The organism is Pseudaquabacterium inlustre, from assembly GCF_038066595.1.
Classification (GTDB): domain Bacteria; phylum Pseudomonadota; class Gammaproteobacteria; order Burkholderiales; family Burkholderiaceae_C; genus Pseudaquabacterium; species Pseudaquabacterium inlustre.
Map to the genome: position 1 here is coordinate 893865 of NZ_JBBUTH010000001.1, position 21203 is coordinate 915067.

Consider the following 21203-nt stretch of genomic DNA (forward strand, 5'->3'; position numbering starts at 1 on the left):
CGGCTTGCCCTCACGCCGTCCCGCGGGCGGCACTCAATCGGGCAGCTTGGACAAGGCGTCGATCAGCTGCTGGCGCGCAGCGGGGTCGTCCACCGCCTGCGCCAGCCGCGCCAGGAAGCCGGTGCGCTGTGCCTCGGCCGCCGCCGCGCGCTTGACCACCACCGCGGCGATCGGCCCCAGGTGCCTGGCCAGCAGGCGCTGCGCGGCCTCGCGCAGGCCCTCGCTGACCGGCGGGCCGGCGGCCACGGTGGGCGGGCCCAGCCGCTGCGTGGGCGCGAAGGCCGTGGCCAGCCGCGCACCGGTGGGCTGGCTGCCGGTGGCCCCGGTGGGCTGACTGCCCGTGGCGACGCTGCCCAGCGTGCGGTCACGCAGCTGCAGCAGCGCACTGCGCGCGCCGGCATCGGTGACATGTTCGGCCAGCCACTGGTACAGGCTGGGCAGGTCGGCCGTCTCGCGGGCACCGCGGCGCACCAGCACGCGGGCCATCGGGCCCAGGTGCCTGGCCAGCGAGCTCTCGGCCAGCGCCAGGTCGGTGTCGCTGAAGTGCGTGGGCGGCGGGCCCGAGGTGGTGCCGCCACCCGGTGCCGGCGCCACACCCGGCATCGGCGGCAGCAGGGCGGTGACGGTGGCGTCCGACACCGCGGCGTTGTGCATGCGGCCCACCACGGCCACCAGCGCATCGCGGAACTCGATGGCGTCGGCATAGCGGTCGGCGGGCTCCTTGGCCAGCGCGCGGGCCAGCACGGCGTCGTAGGGCCGCAGGTGCTCCAGGCCGGCCAGGCGCGAGGGCAGCGTCAGCGGCTCGTGCACCACCTTGTACATCAGCGCCTCGGGCTCGCCGTTGAACGGCAGCTGGCCGGTGAGCAGCTGGTACAGCACCACGCCGGCGGCATACAGGTCCACGCGGCGGTCGATGGCCTTGCCGCGGAACTGCTCGGGCGCCATGTACATCGGCGTGCCCACCAGGCTGGCCACCTGCGTGAGCTCGGCCGACTGGATGCGCGCGATGCCGAAATCGGTGATCTTGATCTTGCCCTGGCGGGTCATGATCAGGTTGCTGGGCTTGATGTCGCGGTGCCACACGCCCTGCTCGTGCGCATGGTGCAGGGCCTCGAGCAGCTGGCCGACGATGGACAGCACGTCGTCGTCGGCGATGGCCAGCTCGCCCGCCGCGGCCTGGCGCAGGTAACGCGACAGCGTGTGGCCGGCCACGTACTCCATCGCGATGAAGGCGGTGCCGGCATCGCGGCCGTAGTCGTACACCGCCACGATGCCCGGGTGCTGCAGCCGCCCGCCGGCCTGGGCCTCGTTGCGGAAGCGCTCGGCCATCGACACACCCGAGGCCACCGCCCCCTCGGCCGAACGCAGCAGCGTCTTGATCGCCACCTCGCGCTGGATGTCAGGGTCCACCGCGCGGTACACCACGCCCATGGCGCCCGAGCCCAGCACCTCGAGGATGCGGTACTTGCCCAGGCGCTCAGGAAGGCTCATGACAAGCTCAGGCTTCCAGCATCTTCATCGCCTGCACGACGCTGGCGCGCATGCGGGCGAACGATGCGGCCAGCACGCCGATCTCGTCGCGGCTGCGGGCGTCGAACTCGGGGGCTTCCAGGTCGCCCTGGCTGACGCGGTCGGCCAGCGTGGACAGGCGCGTGACCGGCCGCACCACCACCCACCAGATCATCAGGTTCAGCACCACGCCCACCGCGGCAAAGATGCCCAGCTGGGCGGTGATGAAGACATTGAAGGCACGATCAGCCCGTGCCAGCGGCACGGCCATCGGCACCGAGACGATCTGCGCGCCCACCACCTCGTTGAACTGCCAGCCGAAGCCGTTGGCCGGGCCGTAGCGGTCGACCAGGGTCTTGGGCGCCGCCTCCACGCTGCTGTGGCAGCGCAGGCAGGCGGCATTGGTGATGCGCAGCGGCCGCGACACATACAGCGACGGGCCGGCCGGCGTGTCGCGCGTGCCCGAGAACTCCTTCAGCTCGGCGTTGTTGCGGAACTGCTGGACGATGTCGACCTCCCAGCCGTCGGCGCGGTCACGCGGGTTGGTGGGGTTCAGCGTGGCCTCCTTGTAGGCGAAGGCCGGGTACTTGCTGTGCAGGGCGTTCTGCACCTCGGTGGCCGAGTAGCTGGGCACGGCCTGCGGCAGGAACTTGGTCTGCAACTGCTCTTCCAGCAGGCCGGCGATCTGGTTGCTGGTGTAGCTGCGCACGGCCAGCGCGTTCTCCATCAGCAGGCGGGCGCTGTTGAGCACCTCCTCGCGTGCGGTGTTCTGCAGCAGGTCACGCGCGATCCAGCCGCTGACCGCCACGCCCACCGCGACCACGCTCACGAAGATCAGGTTGAACTTGACCAGCAGCTTCATCGATGCACCTCACGCCCCCCACATGCCGCCGCCCCGTGTTGCCACGGGCGGTGAGCCGCGCACTTTAACTGGCGGGTGTGAAGCGCGCCAACGCCCGCGCGCGGTAGCGGTCCATGGCATTGGGGAGCGGCCGCCGCGCGCGGCATACTGTCCGCGCCACCGCCCCGGCCCGGCACCATCCCAACCTCACCCCCGACCGCCATGACGCACGCACTGCTGGCCCGCCGCCTGATCCTCGCGCAGATCGGCCTGGTGTCGCTGCTGGGCCTGGCCGCCACGGCCGCCACTGGCGCCGAGCGCGCGATCGACAAGGAGGTGGTGGTCGAAGCCACGCCCGACCAGGTCTGGGCCGCCTGGACCACGCGCGAGGGCATCGTCGGCTTCTTCGCGCCCGACGCGCGGGTGGAAGCCCGCGTGGGCGGGCCGTTCCAGATCCACTTCGACCCGCAGGCCGAGCCGGGCCTGAAGGGCGCCGACGATGCGCGCTTCCTGGCCCTGCAGCCGCCGCGCATGCTCAGCTTCGACTGGAACGCCCCGCCCTCGCTGCCGCAGGCCCGCCAGCAGCGCACGCTGGTGGTGGTGCGCCTGGCGCCGGTGGACGAGCGCCGCACCCGCGTGACCCTGCACCACGTGGGCTGGGGCGATGGCGGCGAGTGGGACCGGGCCTACACCTACTTCGACACGGCCTGGGGCCGCGTGCTGGCCAACCTGCAGCGGCGCTTCGAGCAGGGCCCGATCGACTGGCGCCCGTGGCTGGAGCAATTGGCGGCGCAGCGGCAGCGCGCCGCCAAGCCGTGATGCGCCTGCCCGCTACGCCGCGCCACTGACGCTTGGCACCGGCCAGCGCCCGCCGGCGGGTGCCGCGGGGGCGGTCGGTGGGCCTGGCGGATCACCGGCCGCGGCACGTGCAAAGCGCGAGGCCCCGCACTCGACGTCTCGAATGCGGGGCCCCGGGTTCGTCGGCAGCCGCCGGGTGGACGGCTGCCGCTCAGATCATCAGTCCGCCTGCTTGCGCAGGAAGGCCGGGATCTCGATCTCGTCCATGCCGTTGGACGACAGGGCTTCGACCTTGGCCGCGGCCTGGGTGCGGGCGCTGCGCCACACGCTGGGGGTGCTGAGGTTGCTGTAGTCGTGCGCGGTGGTGCCGGGCAGGCCCTGGCCGCCCACCTGGGCCACGGTGTTCAGGATCGGCAGGTTGTCGGTGCCGGTGCGCAGGGCCTGGGCGTGCTGGGCGGTGGGCTGCACCACGGTCAGCGGCGCGGCCTGCGGCTTGCGCTGCGACAGGCCGGTGGCGATCACCGTCACGCGCATCTGGTCGCCCAGGCTTTCGTCGTAGGCGGCGCCGTAGATGATGTGGGCGTCGTCGGCGGCGTAGCGGCGGATGGTGTTCATCGCCGCCTTGCTCTCGTTCAGGCGGAAGTTGTTCTTGCTGGCAGCGATCAGCACCAGCACGCCCTTGGCGCCCGACAGGTCGATGCCTTCCAGCAGCGGGCAGGCCACGGCCGATTCGGCAGCCTTGTTGGCGCGATCCGGGCCGCTGGCGGTGGCGGTGCCCATCATGGCCTTGCCGGGCTCGCTCATCACGGTCTTCACGTCTTCGAAGTCGACGTTCACCAGGCCGTGCATGTGGATGATGTCGCTGATGCCGCCGACGGCATTCTTCAGCACGTCGTTGGCGTGGGCGAAGGCCTGGTCCTGGGTGATGTCGTCGCCCAGCACTTCCAGCAGCTTCTCGTTGAGCACCACGATCAGGCTGTCGACATTGGCTTCCAGCTCGCTGGTGCCCGAGTCGGCCTGCTTCATGCGGCGGGGGCCCTCGAAGTCGAAGGGCTTGGTCACCACGCCCACGGTCAGGATGCCCATCTCCTTGGCCACCTTGGCCACCACCGGCGCGGCGCCGGTGCCGGTGCCGCCGCCCATGCCGGCGGTGATGAACACCATGTGCGCGCCCTCCAGGGCCGTGCGCACGCGCGCTTCAGCCTCGTGCGCGGCCTCCTTGCCCTTCTCGGGCTTGCCGCCGGCGCCCAGGCCGTTGTCACCCAGCTGGATCAGCGTGTGGGCGCTGCTGCGGTTGAGGGCCTGCGCATCGGTGTTGGCGCACACGAACTCCACGCCCTGCACACCCTGGCTGATCATGTGCTCGACGGCGTTGCCGCCGCCGCCGCCCACGCCGACCACCTTGATGCGGGTACCTTGGTCGAATTCTTCGATCATTTCGATGGGCATGGAGACCTCCTGTGTCGTGTTCAAGCAGTTGCCGTTAATGAGGTTGCTTCTGTACAGCGAAGCGGTTGTGTCGCGGAACGTGGACGTTCCTTGTTAGAAATTCCCGAGAAACCAGTCCTTGGCGCGGCCGACGAAGGTCTTCACCGACCCCGCCTGCTGTGCCACCTTGTGCCCGCGTGCACGGGCGATGCGGGCCTCTTCCAGCAAGCCCATCACCGTGGACGAGCGGGGGTTGGCCACCATGTCGTAGAGCGGGCCGCTGTAGGTGGGCAGGCCCTTGCGCACCGGCTTGAGGAAGATGTCCTCGCCCAGCTCGACCATGCCCGGCATCACGGCCGAACCGCCGGTGATGACGATGCCGCTGGACAGCAGCTCTTCGTAGCCCGATTCGCGGATGACCTGGTGCACCAGCGAGTAGATCTCTTCCACACGCGGCTCGATCACGCCGGCCAGCGCCTGGCGGCTGAGCATGCGCGGCGCGCGGTCGCCCAGGCCGGGCACTTCCAGCGCCTCGCCGGGGTCGGCCAGCAGTTGCTTGGCGACGCCGTACTCGACCTTGATCTCTTCGGCATCCTTGGTGGGCGTGCGCAGCGCCATCGCGATGTCGCTGGTGATCAGGTCGCCGGCGATGGGGATCACGGCCGTGTGGCGGATCGAGCCTTCGGTGTAGATGCTGACATCGGTGGTGCCGGCGCCGATGTCGACCACGGCCACACCCAGGCTCTTCTCGTCGTCGGTGAGCACGGCGGCGGCGCTGGCGCTGGGGTTCAGCACCAGGCGCTCCACCTCCAGGCCGCAGCGGCGCACGCACTTCAGGATGTTCTCGGCCGCGCTCTGCGCGCCGGTCACGATGTGCACCTTGACCTCCAGGCGCGAGCCGCTCATGCCGATCGGCTCTTTCACCTCGTGGCCGTCGATCACGAACTCCTGCGGCTCCACCAGCAGCAGGCGCTGATCATTCGGGATGTTGATGGCCTTGGCGGTCTCGACCACGCGGTGCACGTCCACCGGCGTCACCTCGCGGTTGTCGCGCACGATGACCATGCCGGTGCTGTTCTGGCCGCGGATGTGGCTGCCGGTGATGCCGGTGTAGACGCGCTCGATCTTGCAGGCGGCCATCATCTCGGCCTCCTTCAGCGCCTGCTGGATGCTGGCCACCGTGGCGTCGATGTTGACCACCACGCCGCGCTTCAAGCCATGCGAGGGCGCGATGCCCAGGCCGGCCACGCGCAGTTCACCTCCGGGCAGCACCTCGGCGGCCACCGCCATCACCTTGGCGGTGCCGATGTCGAGGCCGACGATCAGATCCTTGTATTCCTTGGCCATACCTGCCTTGCAGTGCTGCTTTCTCTTGTCCGGATTCTCGGTGCTGTCAGAGGTGTTTTTCGGCTTTACCGACGACGAATCGGTGGTGCGGGTACGTTGGTGGTGACGCCCCTGAGCTTGACGGCGAAACCGGCCACATGGCGCAGGTCGGCCGACTCGAGCGGACGCTGGTAGGCCGCCACCACCTGGGGCAGCGTGCGCACGAAATGCTGGGTGCGGGCGAGCACCTCGTCGTCGGTGCCGCGGCCCAATTCGACCGTGGCGCCCTTGTCCAGCGTCACGCGCCACGAGCCGCGCGGCGACAGGTGCAGCTGCGACAGGTCGCCGGCCTGCAGCGGCTCGAGCAGCGGGGCCAGGCGGCGGTACATGGCCAGCATCGACGCGGCCGTGCCTTCGGGGCCGTGCAGGCGCGGCAGGTCGTCGTCTTCCACGTCGCCGGTGTTGGCCTCGAAGACCTCGCCGAAGCTGTTGACCAGGCGGTCGTTGCCATCGTCGGCCACCCACAGGGCCACGGGCTTGTGCTCTTCCAGCTTCACCGCCAGGCGCATGGGCCACACGCGCTGCACCACGGCGTGGCGCACCCAGGGCACCGACTCGAAGGCCGCACGCGCCTTCTGCAGGTCCATGGTGACGAAATTGCCGGCCAGCTTGGGCGCGGCATTGGCGCGGATGGTGGTCTCGCTGTTGCGCGCCACCTCGCCGTCGATGCGGATCGCGCGCAGCGCAAACACCGGCAGGCGCAGCGCCCAGGCGATGGCCGCCACGCACAGGGCGAAGCCGGCCACCAGGAACAGCGTGTTCGCGGTGGCCTGCATCAGCCGCACGTCGGCCGGCAGCGGCGCGGCGGGCGCCGGCCGCTGGCCGAAGACGTAGGTGTGCGGGGCGTAGGCGGCCATGGCGGGTGTCAGGCGGCCTCGGGATCGGGCGCGGCGGGGTCAAGCAGCACGCGCTCGGGGCCGCTGTCCAGCGTGGCCTGCGACAGCAGGTGCAGGCAGAGCCGCTCGTAGCTGATGCCTGCGGCGCGGGCCGACATCGGCACCAGCGAGTGCCCGGTCATGCCGGGCGAGGTGTTCATCTCCAGCAGGAAGGGCTTGCGGTCGGCGGCGCGGATCATCAGGTCGGCGCGCCCCCATCCGCGGCAGCCCAGTGCCCGGTAGGCGGCGACGACAAGGCGCTGGATTTCACGCTCTTCGTCAGGGGGCAAGGTGCTGGGACACAGGTACCGAGTATCGTCGGTGAAATACTTGTTCTGATAGTCGTAGTTGCCCTCGGGCGCCACGATCTTGACCACCGGCAAGGCCTGCGCAGAAGCCCCTTCGCCGATCACCGGACAGGTCACTTCGTCGCCCTCGATGAACTGCTCGCACAGCAGGTCGGGGTCGTAGCGGGTGGCCAGCTGCACGGCCTCGGCCATCTCGCTGTAGCCCTGCACCTTGCTGATGCCGATGGTCGAGCCCTCGCGCGGCGGCTTGACGATCAGCGGCAGGCCCAGCGTGTCGGGGATCTCGCGCACCCGCTCGCGGGTTTGCTCGGCCGGACTCAGCCACACCCAGTCGGGCGTGCTCAGCGCTTCGGCCTTCCACACACGCTTGGTCATGGTCTTGTCCATGGCCACGGCCGAGGCCATCACGCCCGAGCCGGTGTACGGGATGCCCAGCAGCTCGAGCGCGCCCTGCACCGTACCGTCCTCGCCATGGCGGCCGTGCAGCGCGATGAACACGCGGTCGAAGCCCTCGCGCTTGAGCTCATCGAGCGCGCGCTCGGCGGGGTCGAAGGCGTGGGCATCGACGCCCTGGCTCTTCAGCGCCGCCAGCACGCCGGTGCCCGACATCAGCGACACCTCGCGCTCGGCGCTGGTGCCGCCCATCAGCACGGCCACCTTGCCCAGGGCCGCCCCGTCCACGGGCGGCAGATCCGCCACCGACAGCGTCATTGCTTGTTCTCCTGCTGCAACCGCGCCACCACCTGGCCCGGCACGGCGCCGATCGAGCCGGCACCCATCGCGATCACCACATCACCGCCGCGCGCATGGGCCAGGATGGCCTCGGGCAGCGCGCTGACGTCGTCCACGAACACCGGATCGACGCGGCCCGCCACACGCAAGGCGCGGGCCAGCGCGCGGCCGTCGGCGGCCACGATCGGCGCCTCGCCGGCGGCATACACCTCGGTCAGCAGCACGGCGTCGGCCTGGCCCATCACCTTGACGAAGTCCTCGAAGCAGTCGCGTGTGCGGGTGTAGCGGTGCGGCTGGAAGGCCAGCACCAGGCGCTGGCCCGGGAAGGCACCGCGTGCGGCCGCGATCACCGCCGCCATCTCCACCGGGTGGTGGCCGTAGTCGTCGATCAATGTGAAGCTGCCGCCCTGGGCGACGGGGATCTCGCCGTACCGCTGGAAGCGCCGGCCCACGCCGCTGAAGGCCGCCAGCGCGCGCACGGTGGCGGCGTCGTCGAGCTCCAGTTCGGTGGCCACTGCGATGGTGGCCAGCGCGTTGCGCACGTTGTGCTCGCCGGGCAGGTTCAACGTCACGTCGAGCTCGGGCAGCTGGCTGCCGTCGCGCTCGCGGCGCCGGCAGGTGAAGCGCATCTGACCGCCAGCCAGGGCCTGCACGTTCACGGCGCGCACCTGGGCGTCGGCGTTGAAGCCGTAGCTGATCACCGGGCGCGAGACCATCGGCAGGATGCTGCGCACACCGGGATCGTCGGTGCAGACGATGGCCGCGCCGTAGAAGGGCATGCGGTGCAGGAAGTCGACGAAGGCCGCCTTGAGCCGCGCGAAGTCATGCGCGTAGGTGTCCATGTGGTCGGCGTCGATGTTGGTGACGACGCTGAGCACCGGCGTGAGGTTCAGGAACGAGGCATCGCTCTCGTCGGCCTCGACCACGATGTAGTCGCCCGAACCCAGGCGCGCATTGGCGCCGGCCGCATTGAGCTTGCCGCCGATCACGAAGGTGGGGTCCACGCCGGCCTCGGCCAGCACGCTGGCCACCAGCGAGGTGGTGGTGGTCTTGCCATGCGTGCCGGCAATCGCGATGCCCTGCTTCAGGCGCATCAGCTCGGCCAGCATCTGCGCGCGCGCCACCACCGGGATGCCGCGTGCACGGGCGGTGATGACCTCGGGGTTGTCGCCCTTCACCGCGGTGCTGGTCACCACGGCCTGGGCGTCGCCCACGTTGGCGGCATCGTGGCCGATGGCCACGCGGATGCCCAGCTCGCCCAGGCGCTGCGTGGTGGCGCTGGCCGATTGATCGGAGCCCGAGACCTGGTAGCCCAGGTTGTGCAGGATCTCGGCGATGCCGGACATGCCGGCGCCGCCCACGCCAATGAAGTGAATGCGCTTGACGGCGTGTTTCATGACTTGTTCACCAAGCGTTCGAGTTCATCGGCCACGCGTGCGGCGGCCTGGGGCCTGGCTGCGGCGCGGGCTTTCTCGGCCATGGCCAGCAGCGCGGTGCGGTCCAGCGCAGCCAGCTTGTCCGCCAGCAATTGCGGCGTGAGTTCGGTCTGCGGCAGATGGATGCCGGCGCCCTGCCCCGCCAGCCACCGCGCGTTGTCGCGCTGGTGCGCGGTGGTGCTGACCACCAGCGGCACCAGGATGGCCGGCACGCCGGCGGCGCACAGCTCGCTCACCGTCACCGCGCCGGCGCGGCACACGATCAGGTCGCACTGCGCCAGGCGCGTGGCCATGTCGTCGATGAAGGGCAGCACCTCGGCATCGGCCACGCCAGCGGCGGCATAGGCGGCGCGCACCGCATCGGCCTCTTTCGCGCCGGTCTGGTGCGTGACGATGGGGCGCTGATCCGCCGGCAGCGCGGCGATGGCCTTCGGCACGTTGGCGTTGAGCACTTGCGCGCCCAGGCTGCCGCCCACCACCAGCAGGCGCAGCGGGCCGCTGCGGCCGGCAAGGCGCTGGGCCGGCGGTGCGATGGCCTCGATCTCGGCACGCACCGGATTGCCGGTCACCAGGCCCTGCTTGACGTGCGAAGCCGGGCCGTCGAAGCCGAAGGCCACGCGGTCGGCCACCGGCAGCAGGCTCTTGTTGGACAGCAGCAGCGCCGCATCGGCATTCACCAGCATCAGCGGCTTGCCGAGTGCCGCGGCGGCATAGCCACCGGGAAAGCACACATAGCCACCCATGCCCAGCACCGCACTGGCGCGGCGCCGGCGCAGGATGGCGGCGCTGTCCCACAGCGCCTTGAGCATGCGAAAGGCCCCAGTCAGCGTATGCATCAGGCCCTTGCCGCGCAGGCCGCTGAAGGCCAGCGTGTCCATCGCGATGCCGCTGGGCGGCACCAGCTTGTTCTCCATGCCGGTGGCGGTGCCCAGCCAGCTCACGGTCCAGCCGCGGCGCTGCACTTCGCGCGCCACCGCCAGGCCGGGCATGATGTGCCCGCCGGTGCCTGCTGCCATGACCACGAGGTGCGGCATCAGGCCCTGCCTCCGCGCATCAGCTGCCGGTTCTCGATGTCCACCCTGAGAACAATCGCCAGCGCCACGAGGTTCAGCAGGATGGCCGAGCCGCCATAGCTCAGCAGCGGCAGCGTCAGGCCCTTGGTGGGCAGCGCGCCCAGGTTCACGCCCATGTTGATCAGCGCCTGGCCACCGAACCAGATGCCGATCCCTTGCACCATCAGGCCGGCGAACACGCGGTCCAGCACCACGGCCTGGCGGCCGATGACGAAGATGCGGCGGGTCAGCCAGAAGAAGGCCAGGATCACGCAGGACACACCCACGAAGCCCAGCTCTTCGCCGATCACCGCCATCAGGAAGTCGGTGTGCGCCTCGGGCAGGTAGTGCAGCTTCTCGATGCTGCCGCCCAGGCCCTGGCCCGAGAACTCGCCACGGCCGATGGCGATCAGCGAGTGCGTAAGCTGGTAGCCCTTGCCTTTGGCGTAGACCGGATCCCACGGGTCCAGAAAGGCCAGGATGCGCGCGCGGCGGAACGGGCTGGTGGCGATCATCAGCGCGAAGGCGCCCAGCAGCACCGCCACGCTGAGGAAGAACATGCGGCCGTTCACGCCGCCCAGGAACAGGATGCCCAGCGCCATCATCGCGATGACGACAAAGGCGCCCATGTCGGGCTCGGCCAGCAGCAGCAGGCCGATCACCGCCAGCGCCACCGCCATCGGCCACACGGCCTGGAAGAAGCGCTCCTTCACTTCCATCTTGCGCACCATGTAGCTGGCCGCGTACATCGCGATGCCCAGCTTGGCCAGCTCACTCGGCTGGAAGTTCATCACCCCCAGCGGCAGCCAGCGCCGCGCGCCGTTCACGCCCTTGCCCACACCGGGGATCAGCACCAGGGTCAGCAGCAGCAGCGAGGCCACGAACAGCCACGGCGCCCAACGCTCCCACTGGTTGACGGGGATCTGCACCACCACCACGGCGGCGATGAAGGCCAGCGCCAGCGAGAAGGCATGGCGCGTGAGGAAGAAGGTGGACGAGTAGCGCGCGTACTTGGGGCTGTCGGGCAGCGCCACGCTGGCCGAATACACCATCACCAGACCCAGCGCCAGCAGGCCCAGCGTGCACCACACCAGCGCCGTGTCGAAGCCGGCGATGCGTGGCGCCTGGCCGGCCGTGGGGCCCTGCCAGTCGTGGATGGGCACGGCCTCGCCGCCACCGCCACCGCTGCGCAGCGACTTCAGGCGCGCCAGCAGGCTGACGGGGTTGAAGCGGTCGGCGAAAGCGCTCATCAGAACATCTCCCCACGCGCATCGGCCTCGGCCTGCACCGCGGCCACGAACACCTCGGCGCGGTGGGCGTAGTTGCGGAACATGTCCAGGCTGGCGCAGGCCGGGCTCAGCAGCACCGCGTCACCGGGCCGGGCCTGCTCGAAGCACCAGGCCACGGCGGCTTGCAGCGTGTCATGGCCCTGCATCGGCAACGGCGTGTCGCCGGTGGCCACGTCGGCCAGCGCGGCCTGGATCGCCGGTGCGTCACGGCCGATCAGGGCCACGGCGCGGGCATGGCGGGCCACCGGCGCGGCCAGCGGCGCGAAGTCCTGGCCCTTGCCGTCACCGCCCAGGATGACCACCAGCTTGGCCGGTGCCTTGTCGGCGCCCAGGCCCACCAGCGCGGCCACGGTGGCGCCCACGTTGGTGCCCTTGCTGTCGTCGAAAGCCTCGACACCGCCCACCGTGGCCACATAGGCCACGCGGTGCGGCTCGCCGCCATAATCGCGCAGGCCGTGCAGCATCGGCGCCAGCGGGCAGCCGATGGCGGTGGCCAGCGCCAGCGCGGCCAGCGCATTGGCGGCGTTGTGGCGGCCGCGCACGCGCAGCGCATCGGCCGGCATCAGGCGCTGCAACTGGATCTCGTCGTCCTCGGCCGCGGCCTTGCGGCTGCTGCGCTTGAGGGTCTCGTCCACCTCGCGGGCGCGCACCAGCCAGGCCATGCCGTTCTCGGTGACCAGGCCGAAATCGCCCGGCTGCTGCGGCGCATCGAGCCCGAAGCGCACCACCTTGCGCTGCAGCGTGCGCGGCTTGACGCCGCGGCCGCCCTTGACCACCACCGGCGCCGGCACCAGCGACTCGACGGCCAGGTCATCGCGGTTGATCACCATCACCGTGGCGCCTTCGACACCGGCCGGGCCGTAGATGCGCGCCTTGGCCGCCGTGTACGCGGCCATGTCGCCGTGCCAGTCGAGGTGATCCTGCGTGATGTTCAGCACCGCGGCGGCGCTGGGCGCGAAGCCCTGCACGCCGTCGAGCTGGAAGCTGGAGAGTTCGAGCACCCACACCTCGGGCAGCACCTCGAAGGTGGGCGCGGCCGGCGGCGGCGGGGCGATGGGCAGTGCGGCGGGTTCGTCGTCGTCGGCGGGGATGTCGGCGTCGGCAGCGATCGCTTCGGCCGCCTCGGGGGTGTCGGCTGCAGCCACGGCTTCGTCGGTTGCTGCTGCCTCAGCCTGCTCATCAGCGCCGGTGGCCGCTTCCTGCGCATCACCGGCTGGCTGCGCCTGGTCTGCGGTGTCCGCCGCATCAGCCTCCGGCTCAGGCGCACGCACCGGCTCGGCATCCAGCGCGGCGGCCAGCGTGTCCAGCATCGTCGGGCCGATGTTGCCGGCCATGGCCACGCGCTTGCCGCAGCGCTCGACCAGCAGCGCCGTCATCGACGTGGTGGTGGTCTTGCCGTTGGTGCCAGTGATGGCCAGCACGGCCGGTGCGTAACCGCGGTCGGCCTTCAGGTCGGCCAGCGCCCGGGCGAACAGGTCGAGCTCGCCGCCCAGCGCGATGCCGGTGGCACGCGCCGCGTCCAGCAGGCCCACGATGCGCGCATCGTGTGGCGCCAGACCGGGGCTCTTGAGCACCAGCTTGAACGTGCCCAGGTCCTCGGCGCCCAGCGTGCCCGAGCGCAGCGTCACCGCCGGCAGTTCGGCCGTCAGCACCGCGGCCTGCGGCGGGTTGGGCCGCGAATCCCACACCTGCACGCGGGCACCGTGGCGCGCGCACCAGCGCGCCATGGCCAGGCCGGAATCCCCCAGGCCCAGCACCAGCACGTCGAGGTCTTGCAAGTGGTTCATCGCGTGCTCAGCGGAGTTTGAGCGAGGCCAGGCCGACCATGCACAGCAGCATCGTGATGATCCAGAAGCGGATCACGACCTGGGTCTCCTTCCAGCCCTTCTTCTCGAAGTGGTGGTGCAGCGGCGCCATCAGGAAGATGCGGCGGCCCTCGCCGTAGCGCTTCTTGGTGTACTTGAACCAGCTCACCTGGATCATCACCGACAGCACCTCGGCCACGAACACCGCGCCCATGATGCCGAGCACGATCTCCTGGCGCGTGATGACCGCGATGGTGCCCAGCGCGCCGCCCAGCGACAGCGCGCCCACGTCGCCCATGAACACCTGGGCCGGATGCGCGTTGAACCACAGGAAGGCCAGGCCGGCGCCGGCCATCGCGCCGCAGAAGATCAGCAGTTCGCCGGCGCCCGGGATGTACGGGAAGAACAGGTACTTGCTGTAGACCGCGTTGCCGACGATGTAGGCGAAGATGCCGAGTGCCGAACCCACCAGCACCACCGGCATGATGGCCAGGCCATCGAGCCCGTCGGTGAAGTTCACCGCGTTGCTGCAGCCGACGATGACGAAGTAGGTCACGCCGATGAAGCCCAGCACGCCCAGCGGGTAGTTGATGGTCTTGAAGAACGGCACCATCAGGCCGGCCTTGGGCGGCAGCTCGGCGGTGAAGCCCGAGGCGATCCACTGGAAGAACAGCTCCAGCACGCGCTGGTTGGTGCTTTCCGACACCGCGAAGGCCAGGTACATCGCGGCTAGCACGCCGATCAGGCTCTGCCAGAAGAACTTCTCGCGCGAGCGCATGCCCTCGGGGTCTTTCTTGACCACCTTGCGCCAGTCGTCCACCCAGCCCACGGCGCCGAAGCCGAAGGTGACCACCATCACCACCCACACGAAGCGGTTGGTCCAGTCGAACCACAGGATGGTGGACACGCCGATGCCGATCAGCACCAGCACGCCGCCCATGGTGGGCGTGCCGCGTTTTTGCAGATGGGCCTGCACGCCGTACTCGCGGATCGGCTGGCCGATCTTCAGTTCGGTGAGGCGGCGGATCACCCAGGGCCCGAAGGCCAGGCCGATCAGCAGCGCGGTCATGCTGGCCATCACCGCGCGGAAAGTCAGGTACTGGAAGATGCGCAGGAAGCCCCACTCGGGGAACTGCGCCAGCAGCCACTGCGACAGGCTCAGCAGCATGCGCCGCCCTCCTGTGCCGGGTTGGCCTGGGCGGCCGCGGCCGCACGGTCGCGCAGCGCGCGCACCACCTGTTCCATGCGCATGAAGCGCGATCCTTTCACCAGCACCGCGCCACAGGCGGGTGCGTCATCCAGCGCGGCCACCACGGCCGCGGCGTTGTCGAAGTGGCGGGCACCGGCACCGCCGGCGGTGCCGCCCGCCGATCCCTGGCCATAGGCTTGCGCCGCGTGGGCGCAGAGCGGGCCAGCGGTCCACAGCGCGTCGATGCCGGCGGCGCGCGCATGGGCGCCCACCTCGGCATGGAAGGCCGGGCCTTCGTCGCCCACCTCGCCCATGTCGCCCAGCACCAGCCAGCGCGGCGCGGGCAGCGTGGCCAGCAGGTCGATGGCGGCGCGCACCGAGTCGGGGTTGGCGTTGTAGCTGTCGTCCACCAGCGTGACGCTGCGGCCACCCTGCAGCAGCCGGCTGGCCTGCGAGCGGCCGCTCACCGGGCGGAAGGCCTCCAGCCCGGCCAGCACCGCGGCCAGCGGCGCACCGGCGGCCAGCGTGGCGGCGGCGGCGGCCAGCGCGTTGCGCACGTTGTGGCGGCCGGCGGCATGCAGATGGCACTCGGCCGGGCCGGCGGGGGTGTGCAGGCGCAGCGCCCAATGCCCGGCCAGCGCGTCCTGCGCGTCGGAGTCGTCGGCCACCCACACGGCATCGTCGTGCACGTCGGCCACGGCATCCAGCGCGAAGGTCAGCGTGGGCCGCGTGCCGGCCAGTTGCTGCCACACGCCGGCATGCGCATCGTCGGCCGGGAACACCGCCACACCGCCGGCCGGCAGCGCACTGATGACGCTGCCGTTCTCGTGCGCCACGGCCTCGACCGAGGCCATGAACTCCTGGTGCTCGCGCTGCGCGTTGTTGACGATGGCCACCGTGGGCTGCGCGATCGCGGCCAGCTGGGCGATCTCGCCCGGGTGGTTCATGCCCAGCTCCAGCACCGCGGCACGGTGGTGCGGGCGCAGGCGCAGCGCGGTGAGTGGCACGCCGATGTGGTTGTTGTAGTTGCCGGCGGTGGCCAGCGCATGGTCCTCGCCCACCCAGGCGCGCAGGATGCTGGCCACCATCTGCGTGACGGTGGTCTTGCCATTGCTGCCGGTCACGGCGATCAGCGGCAGCGTGTGGCGTGCGCGCCAGGCGGCGGCCAGCTGCTGCAGCGCGGCCAGCGCGTCGGGCACTTCCAGGCCGGGCAGGCCGCAGCGATCGATGCCGCGCTCGGCAATCACGGCCACGGCGCCGGCGGCGCGGGCCTGGGGCAGGAAGTCGTGCGCATCGAAGCGCTCGCCACGCAGCGCCACGAACAGGTCGCCCGGCTGCAGCGTGCGCGTGTCGGTGTGCACGCGGTGGATGTGGGCCGCGGCCAGCGCAGCCGGGTCGGCGGCCACCAGGCGGCTGCCGGGCAGCAGCGCGTGCGCCTGGGTCAGCGTCATCATGATGTCGGTGCTCATGCCGCACCCCGCAGGCCCAGCGCCTCGGCGGCCACCGCGGCATCCAGGAACGGGCGCTTGACGCCGGCCACCTCCTGGTAGTCCTCATGGCCCTTGCCGGCGATCAGCACCACATCATTCGCGGCGGCGCTGCGCACGGCATGGGTGATGGCGTCGCGGCGGTCCTCGATCACAGCCACGGCGCTGGAGTCGGCGATGCCGGCCAGGATCTGGCACAGGATGGCGGCGGGCGCTTCGCGGCGCGGGTTGTCGCTGGTCAGCACCACGGTGTCGGCCAGGCGGCGGGCGATGGCGCCCATCAACGGGCGCTTGGTGGCATCGCGGTCGCCACCGCAGCCGAAGACACACCACAGCCGGCCACCGCGGGCCGCCGCCAGCGGACGCAGCGCGCGGATGGCCTTCTCCAGCGCATCGGGCGTGTGGGCGTAGTCCACCACCACCTCGGGCTGGCCGGGCTGCGTGGCCACGCGGTCCATGCGGCCCGGCACCGGCGTGAGCCGCGGCACCACGGCAACGGCATCGGCCAGGGCCACGCCCAGCGCGCGCAGCGCCGCCAGCACCACCAGCAGGTTGTGCGCGTTGTAGTCGCCGATCAGGCCGCTGCGCAGCTCGGCGCGGGCCTCGCTGCCGTCGGCCAAGCGCTCCACCACGCTGAAGGCCAGGCCGCCATCGGCATAGCGCAGGCCATCGGCACGCAGGCGCGCGTCGCGGCGCTGCACGGCGCACGACCACACATCCAGCTGGCCCTGGCCGCTCAGTTCGGCCGCCAGGTGCTCGCCCTGGGCATCGTCCACGTCGATGGCCGCGGCACGCAGCCCCGGCCAGCTGAACAGCGCGCGCTTGGCCGCCCAGTAGGCGGCCATGTCGCCGTGGTAGTCGAGGTGGTCGCGCGTGAAGTTGGTGAACTGCGCCACCGCGATCGGCGCGCCGGCCAGGCGGTGCTCGACGATGCCGATCGACGAGGCCTCGATGGCGCAGGCCGTGCAGCCGGCATCGGCCAGCGCGCGGAAGGTGGCCTGCAGCGTCACCGGATCGGGCGTGGTCAGGCCGGTGAAATCGATGCGGCCGGGCTGGCCGTCCAGCGGCGGCTCGCCCACGCCCAACGTGCCCACCACGCCGCAGCGCTGTCCCAGCGCGGTGAGCGCCTGGGCCGTCCACCACGCGGTGCTGCTCTTGCCGTTGGTGCCGGTGGCAGCCACCACCTGAAGCGCCTGGCCGGGCCGGCCGAACCAGTCGGCGGCGATGGCGCCGGTGGCGGCCTTCAGGCCGTGCAGCGCGGCGATGCGGCCATCGGCGGCATCGAAGCCGAAGGCCTCCACGCCCTCGGCCTCGACGAGGCAGGCGCCAGCACCCGAAGCCAGCGCGCTGGCCACATGGGCGCGGCCGTCGGTGGCGTAGCCGGGCCAGGCGATGAAGGCATCACCGGGCTGGACGCGGCGGCTGTCGGTGCGCAGCATGGCGCCGGCGGCCAGCTGCGACTGCAGCCAGGCCACGGCCTGCTCGGGGTGGGTCAGGCGCAGCATGGCTCAGAAGTTCTCCGGCGCCGCGGGCAGCGCCTTGGCCATGACCTGCGGCGTGACGTCCAGGTCGGGCGACACGTTCATCATGCGCAGCGTCTGCTGCACCACCTGGCTGAACACCGGCGCGGCCACGGCACCGCCGAAGTACACGCCGTTGCTGGGCTCGTCGACCATCACGCCCACCACGATGCGCGGCTTGTCGATCGGCGCCATGCCCACGAACCACGAGCGGTACTTGTGGCTGGCGTAGCCCTGGCCTTCCTGCTTGTGCGCGGTGCCGCTCTTGCCGCCCACCGAGTAGCCGATGGTCTGCGCCAGCGGGCCGGTGCCGCCGGGGCCGGCGGCCATCTGCAGCATCTTGCGGATCTCGCGCGCGGTCTCGGGCGAGAACACGCGGATGCCGGTCGCGGGCTGCTCCTGGCGCAGCATCGACACCGGGATCACCTCGCCGTCGCGGGCGAAGGCGGTGTAGGCGCGGGCGATCTGCAGCAGCGAGGCCGACAGGCCGTAGCCGTAGGCCATGGTGGCCTGCTCGATCGGGCGCCAGCTCTTGTAGGGGCGCAGCCGGCCGGTCACGGCGCCGGGGAAGTTGATCTGCGGCTTCTGGCCGTAGCCCACCTTGGAGTACACGTCCCACAGCTCGTGCGGCTGCATCATCATGGCCATGCGCACGGTGCCGATGTTGCTGCTCTTCTGGATCACGCCCTGCACGGTGAGCCCGCCGTAGGGGTGCGCGTCCTTGATCGGGAAGCCCCCCACCACCACGCTGCCGGGCGTGGCGTTGATCATGGTCTCGGGCTTGACGCGGCCGGTCTCCAGCGCCTGGGCCACGACGAAGGGCTTCATCGTCGAGCCGGGCTCGAAGATGTCGGTCAGCGCGCGGTTGCGCAGCTGCTCGCCATTCAGGTGGGCGCGGGCGCCGGGGTCGTAGCTGGGGTAGTTGGCCAGCGCCAGGATTTCGCCGGTCTGGGTGTCCAGCACCACCACGCTGCCGGCCTTGGCCTTGTGCTCGGCCACCGCGTCGCGCACCTTCTGGTAGGCGAAGAACTGCACCTTGGCGTCGATGGCCAGCGTGATGTCGCGGCCGTCGGCTGACTCGACGCCGGTGCCCAGGTCCTCGATCACGCGGCCCAGGCGGTCCTTGACCACGCCGCGGGCGCCCTTCTTGCCCTGCAGTTCCTTCTGGAAGGCCAGCTCGATGCCTTCCTGGCCCTGGTCGTCGAGGTTGGTGAAGCCGACCACGTGCGCGGCCGATTCGCCCTCGGGGTAGCGGCGGCGGTACTCGCGGTCCTCGTACAGGCCCTTGATGCCCAGGGCCTTGACCTGCGCCCACAGCTCGGGCTCGGCCTGGCGTCGGATCCAGGCGAAGTTCTGGCTGCCGCTGGCCAGCTTGGCCTCGAAGTCCTTGTCGCTCAGGCCCAGCAGCTTGACCAGCGCCTTGCGCTGCTCGGGCGTGGCCTGGAATTCCTTCGGGATGGCCCAGATGCTGGGCACCGGCACGCTGGTGGCCAGCAGCTGCTGGTTGCGGTCGAGGATGCGGCCGCGCGTGGCCGGCACCTCCAGCGTGTGGGCGTAGCGCATCTCGCCCTGCTTCTGGAAGAACTGCGTGCCGATCAGCTGGATGTAGGCGGCGCGGCCCAGCAGGCCGGCGAAGCCCAGGCCCACGGCGGCCACGATGAAGCGGCTGCGCCAGTTGGGCGTGCGGCTGGCCAGCAGCGGGCTGGTGGCGTAGTCGACGCCGCGCACGCTGGCGGGGGTGAGCAGCTTCTTCATCGCGCGGCTCCAGAGGCAGGCGCATTGGCGGGCTTGGCGGCCGCCTTGCCCGCGGTCTTGGGTTCGGCCAGCGTGGCCGTGGCCTGGCCTTCGTACATCGTGACCGCCGGGGTCACGGTGCGCATGGCCAGCTTCTCGCGCGCGGTGCGCTCGACGATGCGCGAGGTGGCCTGGCCCTGGCGCTCGGCTTCCAGGCGCACGCGTTCGCCATCCAGGCGCAGGCCTTCCTGCTCGGCGCGGTGGATCTCGGCGAACAGGCGGCGCGCGTCGTAGGCGGTGCGCACCAGCCACAGCGCGCTGGCGATCACCGCCATCAGCAGCAGCACGTTCAGGCGCGCCATCACGGGGCCTCCGTGCGCTGGGCCACGCGCAGCATGGCCGAGCGCGCGCGCGGGTTGGCCGCCACCTCGGCCGCGCTGGCCCGCTGGCGGCCGAGCGCCAGCAGGCGCATGGCCTTGGGCGGCGCCATCGGCGCGCGGCGGTCGATCTCGTCCTTGCTCTCGCGGGCGATGAAGGTCTTGACGATGCGGTCTTCCAGCGAGTGGAAGCTGATCACCGCCAGCCGGCCGCCCGGCGCCAGCAGGCCGAGCGCGGCGCTCAGCCCCTGTTCAAGCTCCTCGAGCTCACGGTTGACGAGAATCCGAAGAGCTTGAAACGTGCGCGTTGCAGGGTCCTGGCCCGGTTCGCGGGTCTTGACCGCACGAGCCACGAGCTCGGAAAGCTCGCCTGTGGTTCGAACGGGGTTCCCGCCCTCCCTGCGAGCAACAAGCGCCTTTGCAATCTGAACAGCAAACCGTTCTTCGCCGTAGTCACGTATCACCTCTGCGATGCGGCGCTCGGGAGCGCTGGCCAGGAAATCCGCGGCGGTCTCGCCACGGGTGGTGTCCATGCGCATGTCCAGCGGCGCGTCGAAGCGGAAGCTGAACCCACGCACGGGGTTGTCGATCTGCGGGGAACTGACGCCCAGGTCGAGCAGCACGCCGTCCACGCGGGCGATGCCGCGCTCGGCCAGCGCCTCGGCCATGGTGGAGAAGCCGTCGTGCACGATGGCGAAGCGCGCATCCTCGGCAGCCAGGGCCTGGCCCACGGCCACGGCCTCGGGGTCCTTGTCGAAGGCGATCAGGCGGCCGGCCGGCCCCAGGCGGGCCAGCAGCGCGCGGCTGTGGCCGCCACGACCGAAGGTGCCGTCGACGTAGGTGCCGCTCAGGCGCGCCGGGCGGTGGGCCTCGGCGTCATCGCGCCCGCCCGGGGCATCGAGACCCAGCGCGGCATCGACCGTCTCGTCCAGCAGCACCGTGACATGGGAGAGCGCCGGTGTACTGCCTGCGGTGTGGGCCACCGGGCTCACAGCACGAAGTCCTGGATGGCCGCCGGCATCGCGGTGGCCAGGGTTTCGGCCTCATGGGCGGCGTAGCGCGCCGGATCCCACAACTCGAGGTGGCGACCGTTGCCCATCAGCAGCACGTCCTTGTCGAGGCCGGCCACGGCGCGCAGTTCGGGCGACACCAGCACGCGGGCGGCCGAGTCGATGTCCACATCGACCGCCGAGCCCAGGAACACCCGGCGCCAGCCATCGGCGTTCATCGGCAGCGTGAGCAGCTTGTCGCGAAAGGCCTCCCAGGCCGGCCGCGGAAACATCATCAGGCAGCCGACCGGGTGGCGGCACAGGGTCAGCTGGTTGCCGCACAGGGCCGACAGGGCGTCGCGATGGCGCGCCGGGACGGTGATCCGCCCCTTCGCATCCAGCGACATCGCTGACGTGCCCTGAAACACCAATCCAGCCACTTTGCCCC

The 21203-nt window shown here is 71.0% G+C and carries 18 protein-coding genes; 1 reads left to right on the plus strand and 17 read right to left on the minus strand.

The features are described 5' to 3' along the window. Nucleotides 1–33: 33 nt before the first annotated feature. Entirely contained in the window at nucleotides 34–1491 is a 1458-nt protein-coding gene (locus AACH10_RS03825; protein ID WP_341409029.1) for a serine/threonine-protein kinase, read from the minus strand. Between the two features lie 7 nt (nucleotides 1492–1498). Beyond that, nucleotides 1499–2371: a c-type heme family protein gene (locus tag AACH10_RS03830; RefSeq protein ID WP_341409030.1), complete on the minus strand. Its 873-nt coding sequence runs from the start codon at nucleotides 2369–2371 to the stop codon at nucleotides 1499–1501. Nucleotides 2372–2572: 201 nt separating this feature from the next. Here AACH10_RS03830 and AACH10_RS03835 point away from each other — a divergent pair, with 201 nt between their 5' ends. Next, a complete protein-coding gene (locus tag AACH10_RS03835; RefSeq protein ID WP_341409031.1) occupies nucleotides 2573–3169 on the plus strand; it encodes an SRPBCC family protein in 597 nt (198 codons plus the stop codon). A 198-nt stretch (nucleotides 3170–3367) separates the two neighbouring features. On the opposite strand, the gene ftsZ is transcribed toward AACH10_RS03835, so the two are convergent. The 15 genes from ftsZ to AACH10_RS03910 form a co-directional block, all read right to left on the minus strand. Beyond that, nucleotides 3368–4597, minus strand: coding sequence for a cell division protein FtsZ (gene ftsZ, locus AACH10_RS03840; protein WP_341409032.1), 1230 nt, complete (start codon nucleotides 4595–4597; stop codon nucleotides 3368–3370). A 93-nt stretch (nucleotides 4598–4690) separates the two neighbouring features. Continuing rightward, entirely contained in the window at nucleotides 4691–5923 is a 1233-nt protein-coding gene (gene ftsA / locus AACH10_RS03845) for a cell division protein FtsA (protein WP_341409033.1), read from the minus strand. A 65-nt stretch (nucleotides 5924–5988) separates the two neighbouring features. Further along, on the minus strand, nucleotides 5989–6819 hold the full coding sequence (locus tag AACH10_RS03850) for a cell division protein FtsQ/DivIB (RefSeq protein WP_341409034.1): 831 nt from the start codon (nucleotides 6817–6819) through the stop codon (nucleotides 5989–5991). Nucleotides 6820–6827: 8 nt separating this feature from the next. Then, nucleotides 6828–7856 carry a D-alanine--D-alanine ligase gene (locus AACH10_RS03855; RefSeq protein WP_341409035.1) on the minus strand — a complete coding sequence of 343 codons (1029 nt, stop codon included), beginning with the start codon at nucleotides 7854–7856 and terminating at the stop codon, nucleotides 6828–6830. Continuing rightward, nucleotides 7853–9274: a UDP-N-acetylmuramate--L-alanine ligase gene (murC, locus tag AACH10_RS03860; RefSeq protein WP_341409036.1), complete on the minus strand. Its 1422-nt coding sequence runs from the start codon at nucleotides 9272–9274 to the stop codon at nucleotides 7853–7855. Before murC ends, AACH10_RS03855 begins: the two co-directional genes overlap by 4 nt. Beyond that, nucleotides 9271–10347 carry an undecaprenyldiphospho-muramoylpentapeptide beta-N-acetylglucosaminyltransferase gene (murG, locus tag AACH10_RS03865; protein WP_341409037.1) on the minus strand — a complete coding sequence of 359 codons (1077 nt, stop codon included), beginning with the start codon at nucleotides 10345–10347 and terminating at the stop codon, nucleotides 9271–9273. Before murG ends, murC begins: the two co-directional genes overlap by 4 nt. Further along, nucleotides 10347–11615 carry a putative lipid II flippase FtsW gene (gene ftsW / locus AACH10_RS03870; protein WP_341409038.1) on the minus strand — a complete coding sequence of 423 codons (1269 nt, stop codon included), beginning with the start codon at nucleotides 11613–11615 and terminating at the stop codon, nucleotides 10347–10349. The genes murG and ftsW overlap by 1 nt, the downstream gene beginning before the upstream one ends. Continuing rightward, nucleotides 11615–13441 carry a UDP-N-acetylmuramoyl-L-alanine--D-glutamate ligase gene (gene murD / locus AACH10_RS03875; RefSeq protein WP_341409039.1) on the minus strand — a complete coding sequence of 609 codons (1827 nt, stop codon included), beginning with the start codon at nucleotides 13439–13441 and terminating at the stop codon, nucleotides 11615–11617. The genes ftsW and murD overlap by 1 nt, the downstream gene beginning before the upstream one ends. 7 nt (nucleotides 13442–13448) lie before the next feature. Beyond that, entirely contained in the window at nucleotides 13449–14627 is a 1179-nt protein-coding gene (mraY, locus tag AACH10_RS03880; protein ID WP_341409040.1) for a phospho-N-acetylmuramoyl-pentapeptide-transferase, read from the minus strand. Beyond that, on the minus strand, nucleotides 14618–16117 hold the full coding sequence (locus AACH10_RS03885) for a UDP-N-acetylmuramoyl-tripeptide--D-alanyl-D-alanine ligase (protein WP_341409041.1): 1500 nt from the start codon (nucleotides 16115–16117) through the stop codon (nucleotides 14618–14620). The genes mraY and AACH10_RS03885 overlap by 10 nt, the downstream gene beginning before the upstream one ends. Then, on the minus strand, nucleotides 16114–17640 hold the full coding sequence (locus tag AACH10_RS03890; protein ID WP_341409042.1) for a UDP-N-acetylmuramoyl-L-alanyl-D-glutamate--2,6-diaminopimelate ligase: 1527 nt from the start codon (nucleotides 17638–17640) through the stop codon (nucleotides 16114–16116). Before AACH10_RS03890 ends, AACH10_RS03885 begins: the two co-directional genes overlap by 4 nt. A 3-nt stretch (nucleotides 17641–17643) precedes the next feature. Further along, complete coding sequence (locus AACH10_RS03895; protein WP_341409043.1) at nucleotides 17644–19410, minus strand: peptidoglycan D,D-transpeptidase FtsI family protein; 1767 nt, start codon at nucleotides 19408–19410, stop codon at nucleotides 17644–17646. Next, the gene (gene ftsL, locus AACH10_RS03900; protein WP_341409044.1) at nucleotides 19407–19751 is read right to left on the minus strand and encodes a cell division protein FtsL; all 345 of its coding nucleotides are present in this window, start codon (nucleotides 19749–19751) and stop codon (nucleotides 19407–19409) included. The genes AACH10_RS03895 and ftsL overlap by 4 nt, the downstream gene beginning before the upstream one ends. Beyond that, nucleotides 19751–20749 carry a 16S rRNA (cytosine(1402)-N(4))-methyltransferase RsmH gene (gene rsmH / locus AACH10_RS03905; protein ID WP_341409045.1) on the minus strand — a complete coding sequence of 333 codons (999 nt, stop codon included), beginning with the start codon at nucleotides 20747–20749 and terminating at the stop codon, nucleotides 19751–19753. The genes ftsL and rsmH overlap by 1 nt, the downstream gene beginning before the upstream one ends. Before the next feature lie 5 nt (nucleotides 20750–20754). Next, nucleotides 20755–21195, minus strand: a complete 441-nt coding sequence (locus AACH10_RS03910; RefSeq protein WP_341409046.1) for a division/cell wall cluster transcriptional repressor MraZ — start codon at nucleotides 21193–21195, stop codon at nucleotides 20755–20757. Between the last annotated feature and the right edge of the window lie 8 nt (nucleotides 21196–21203).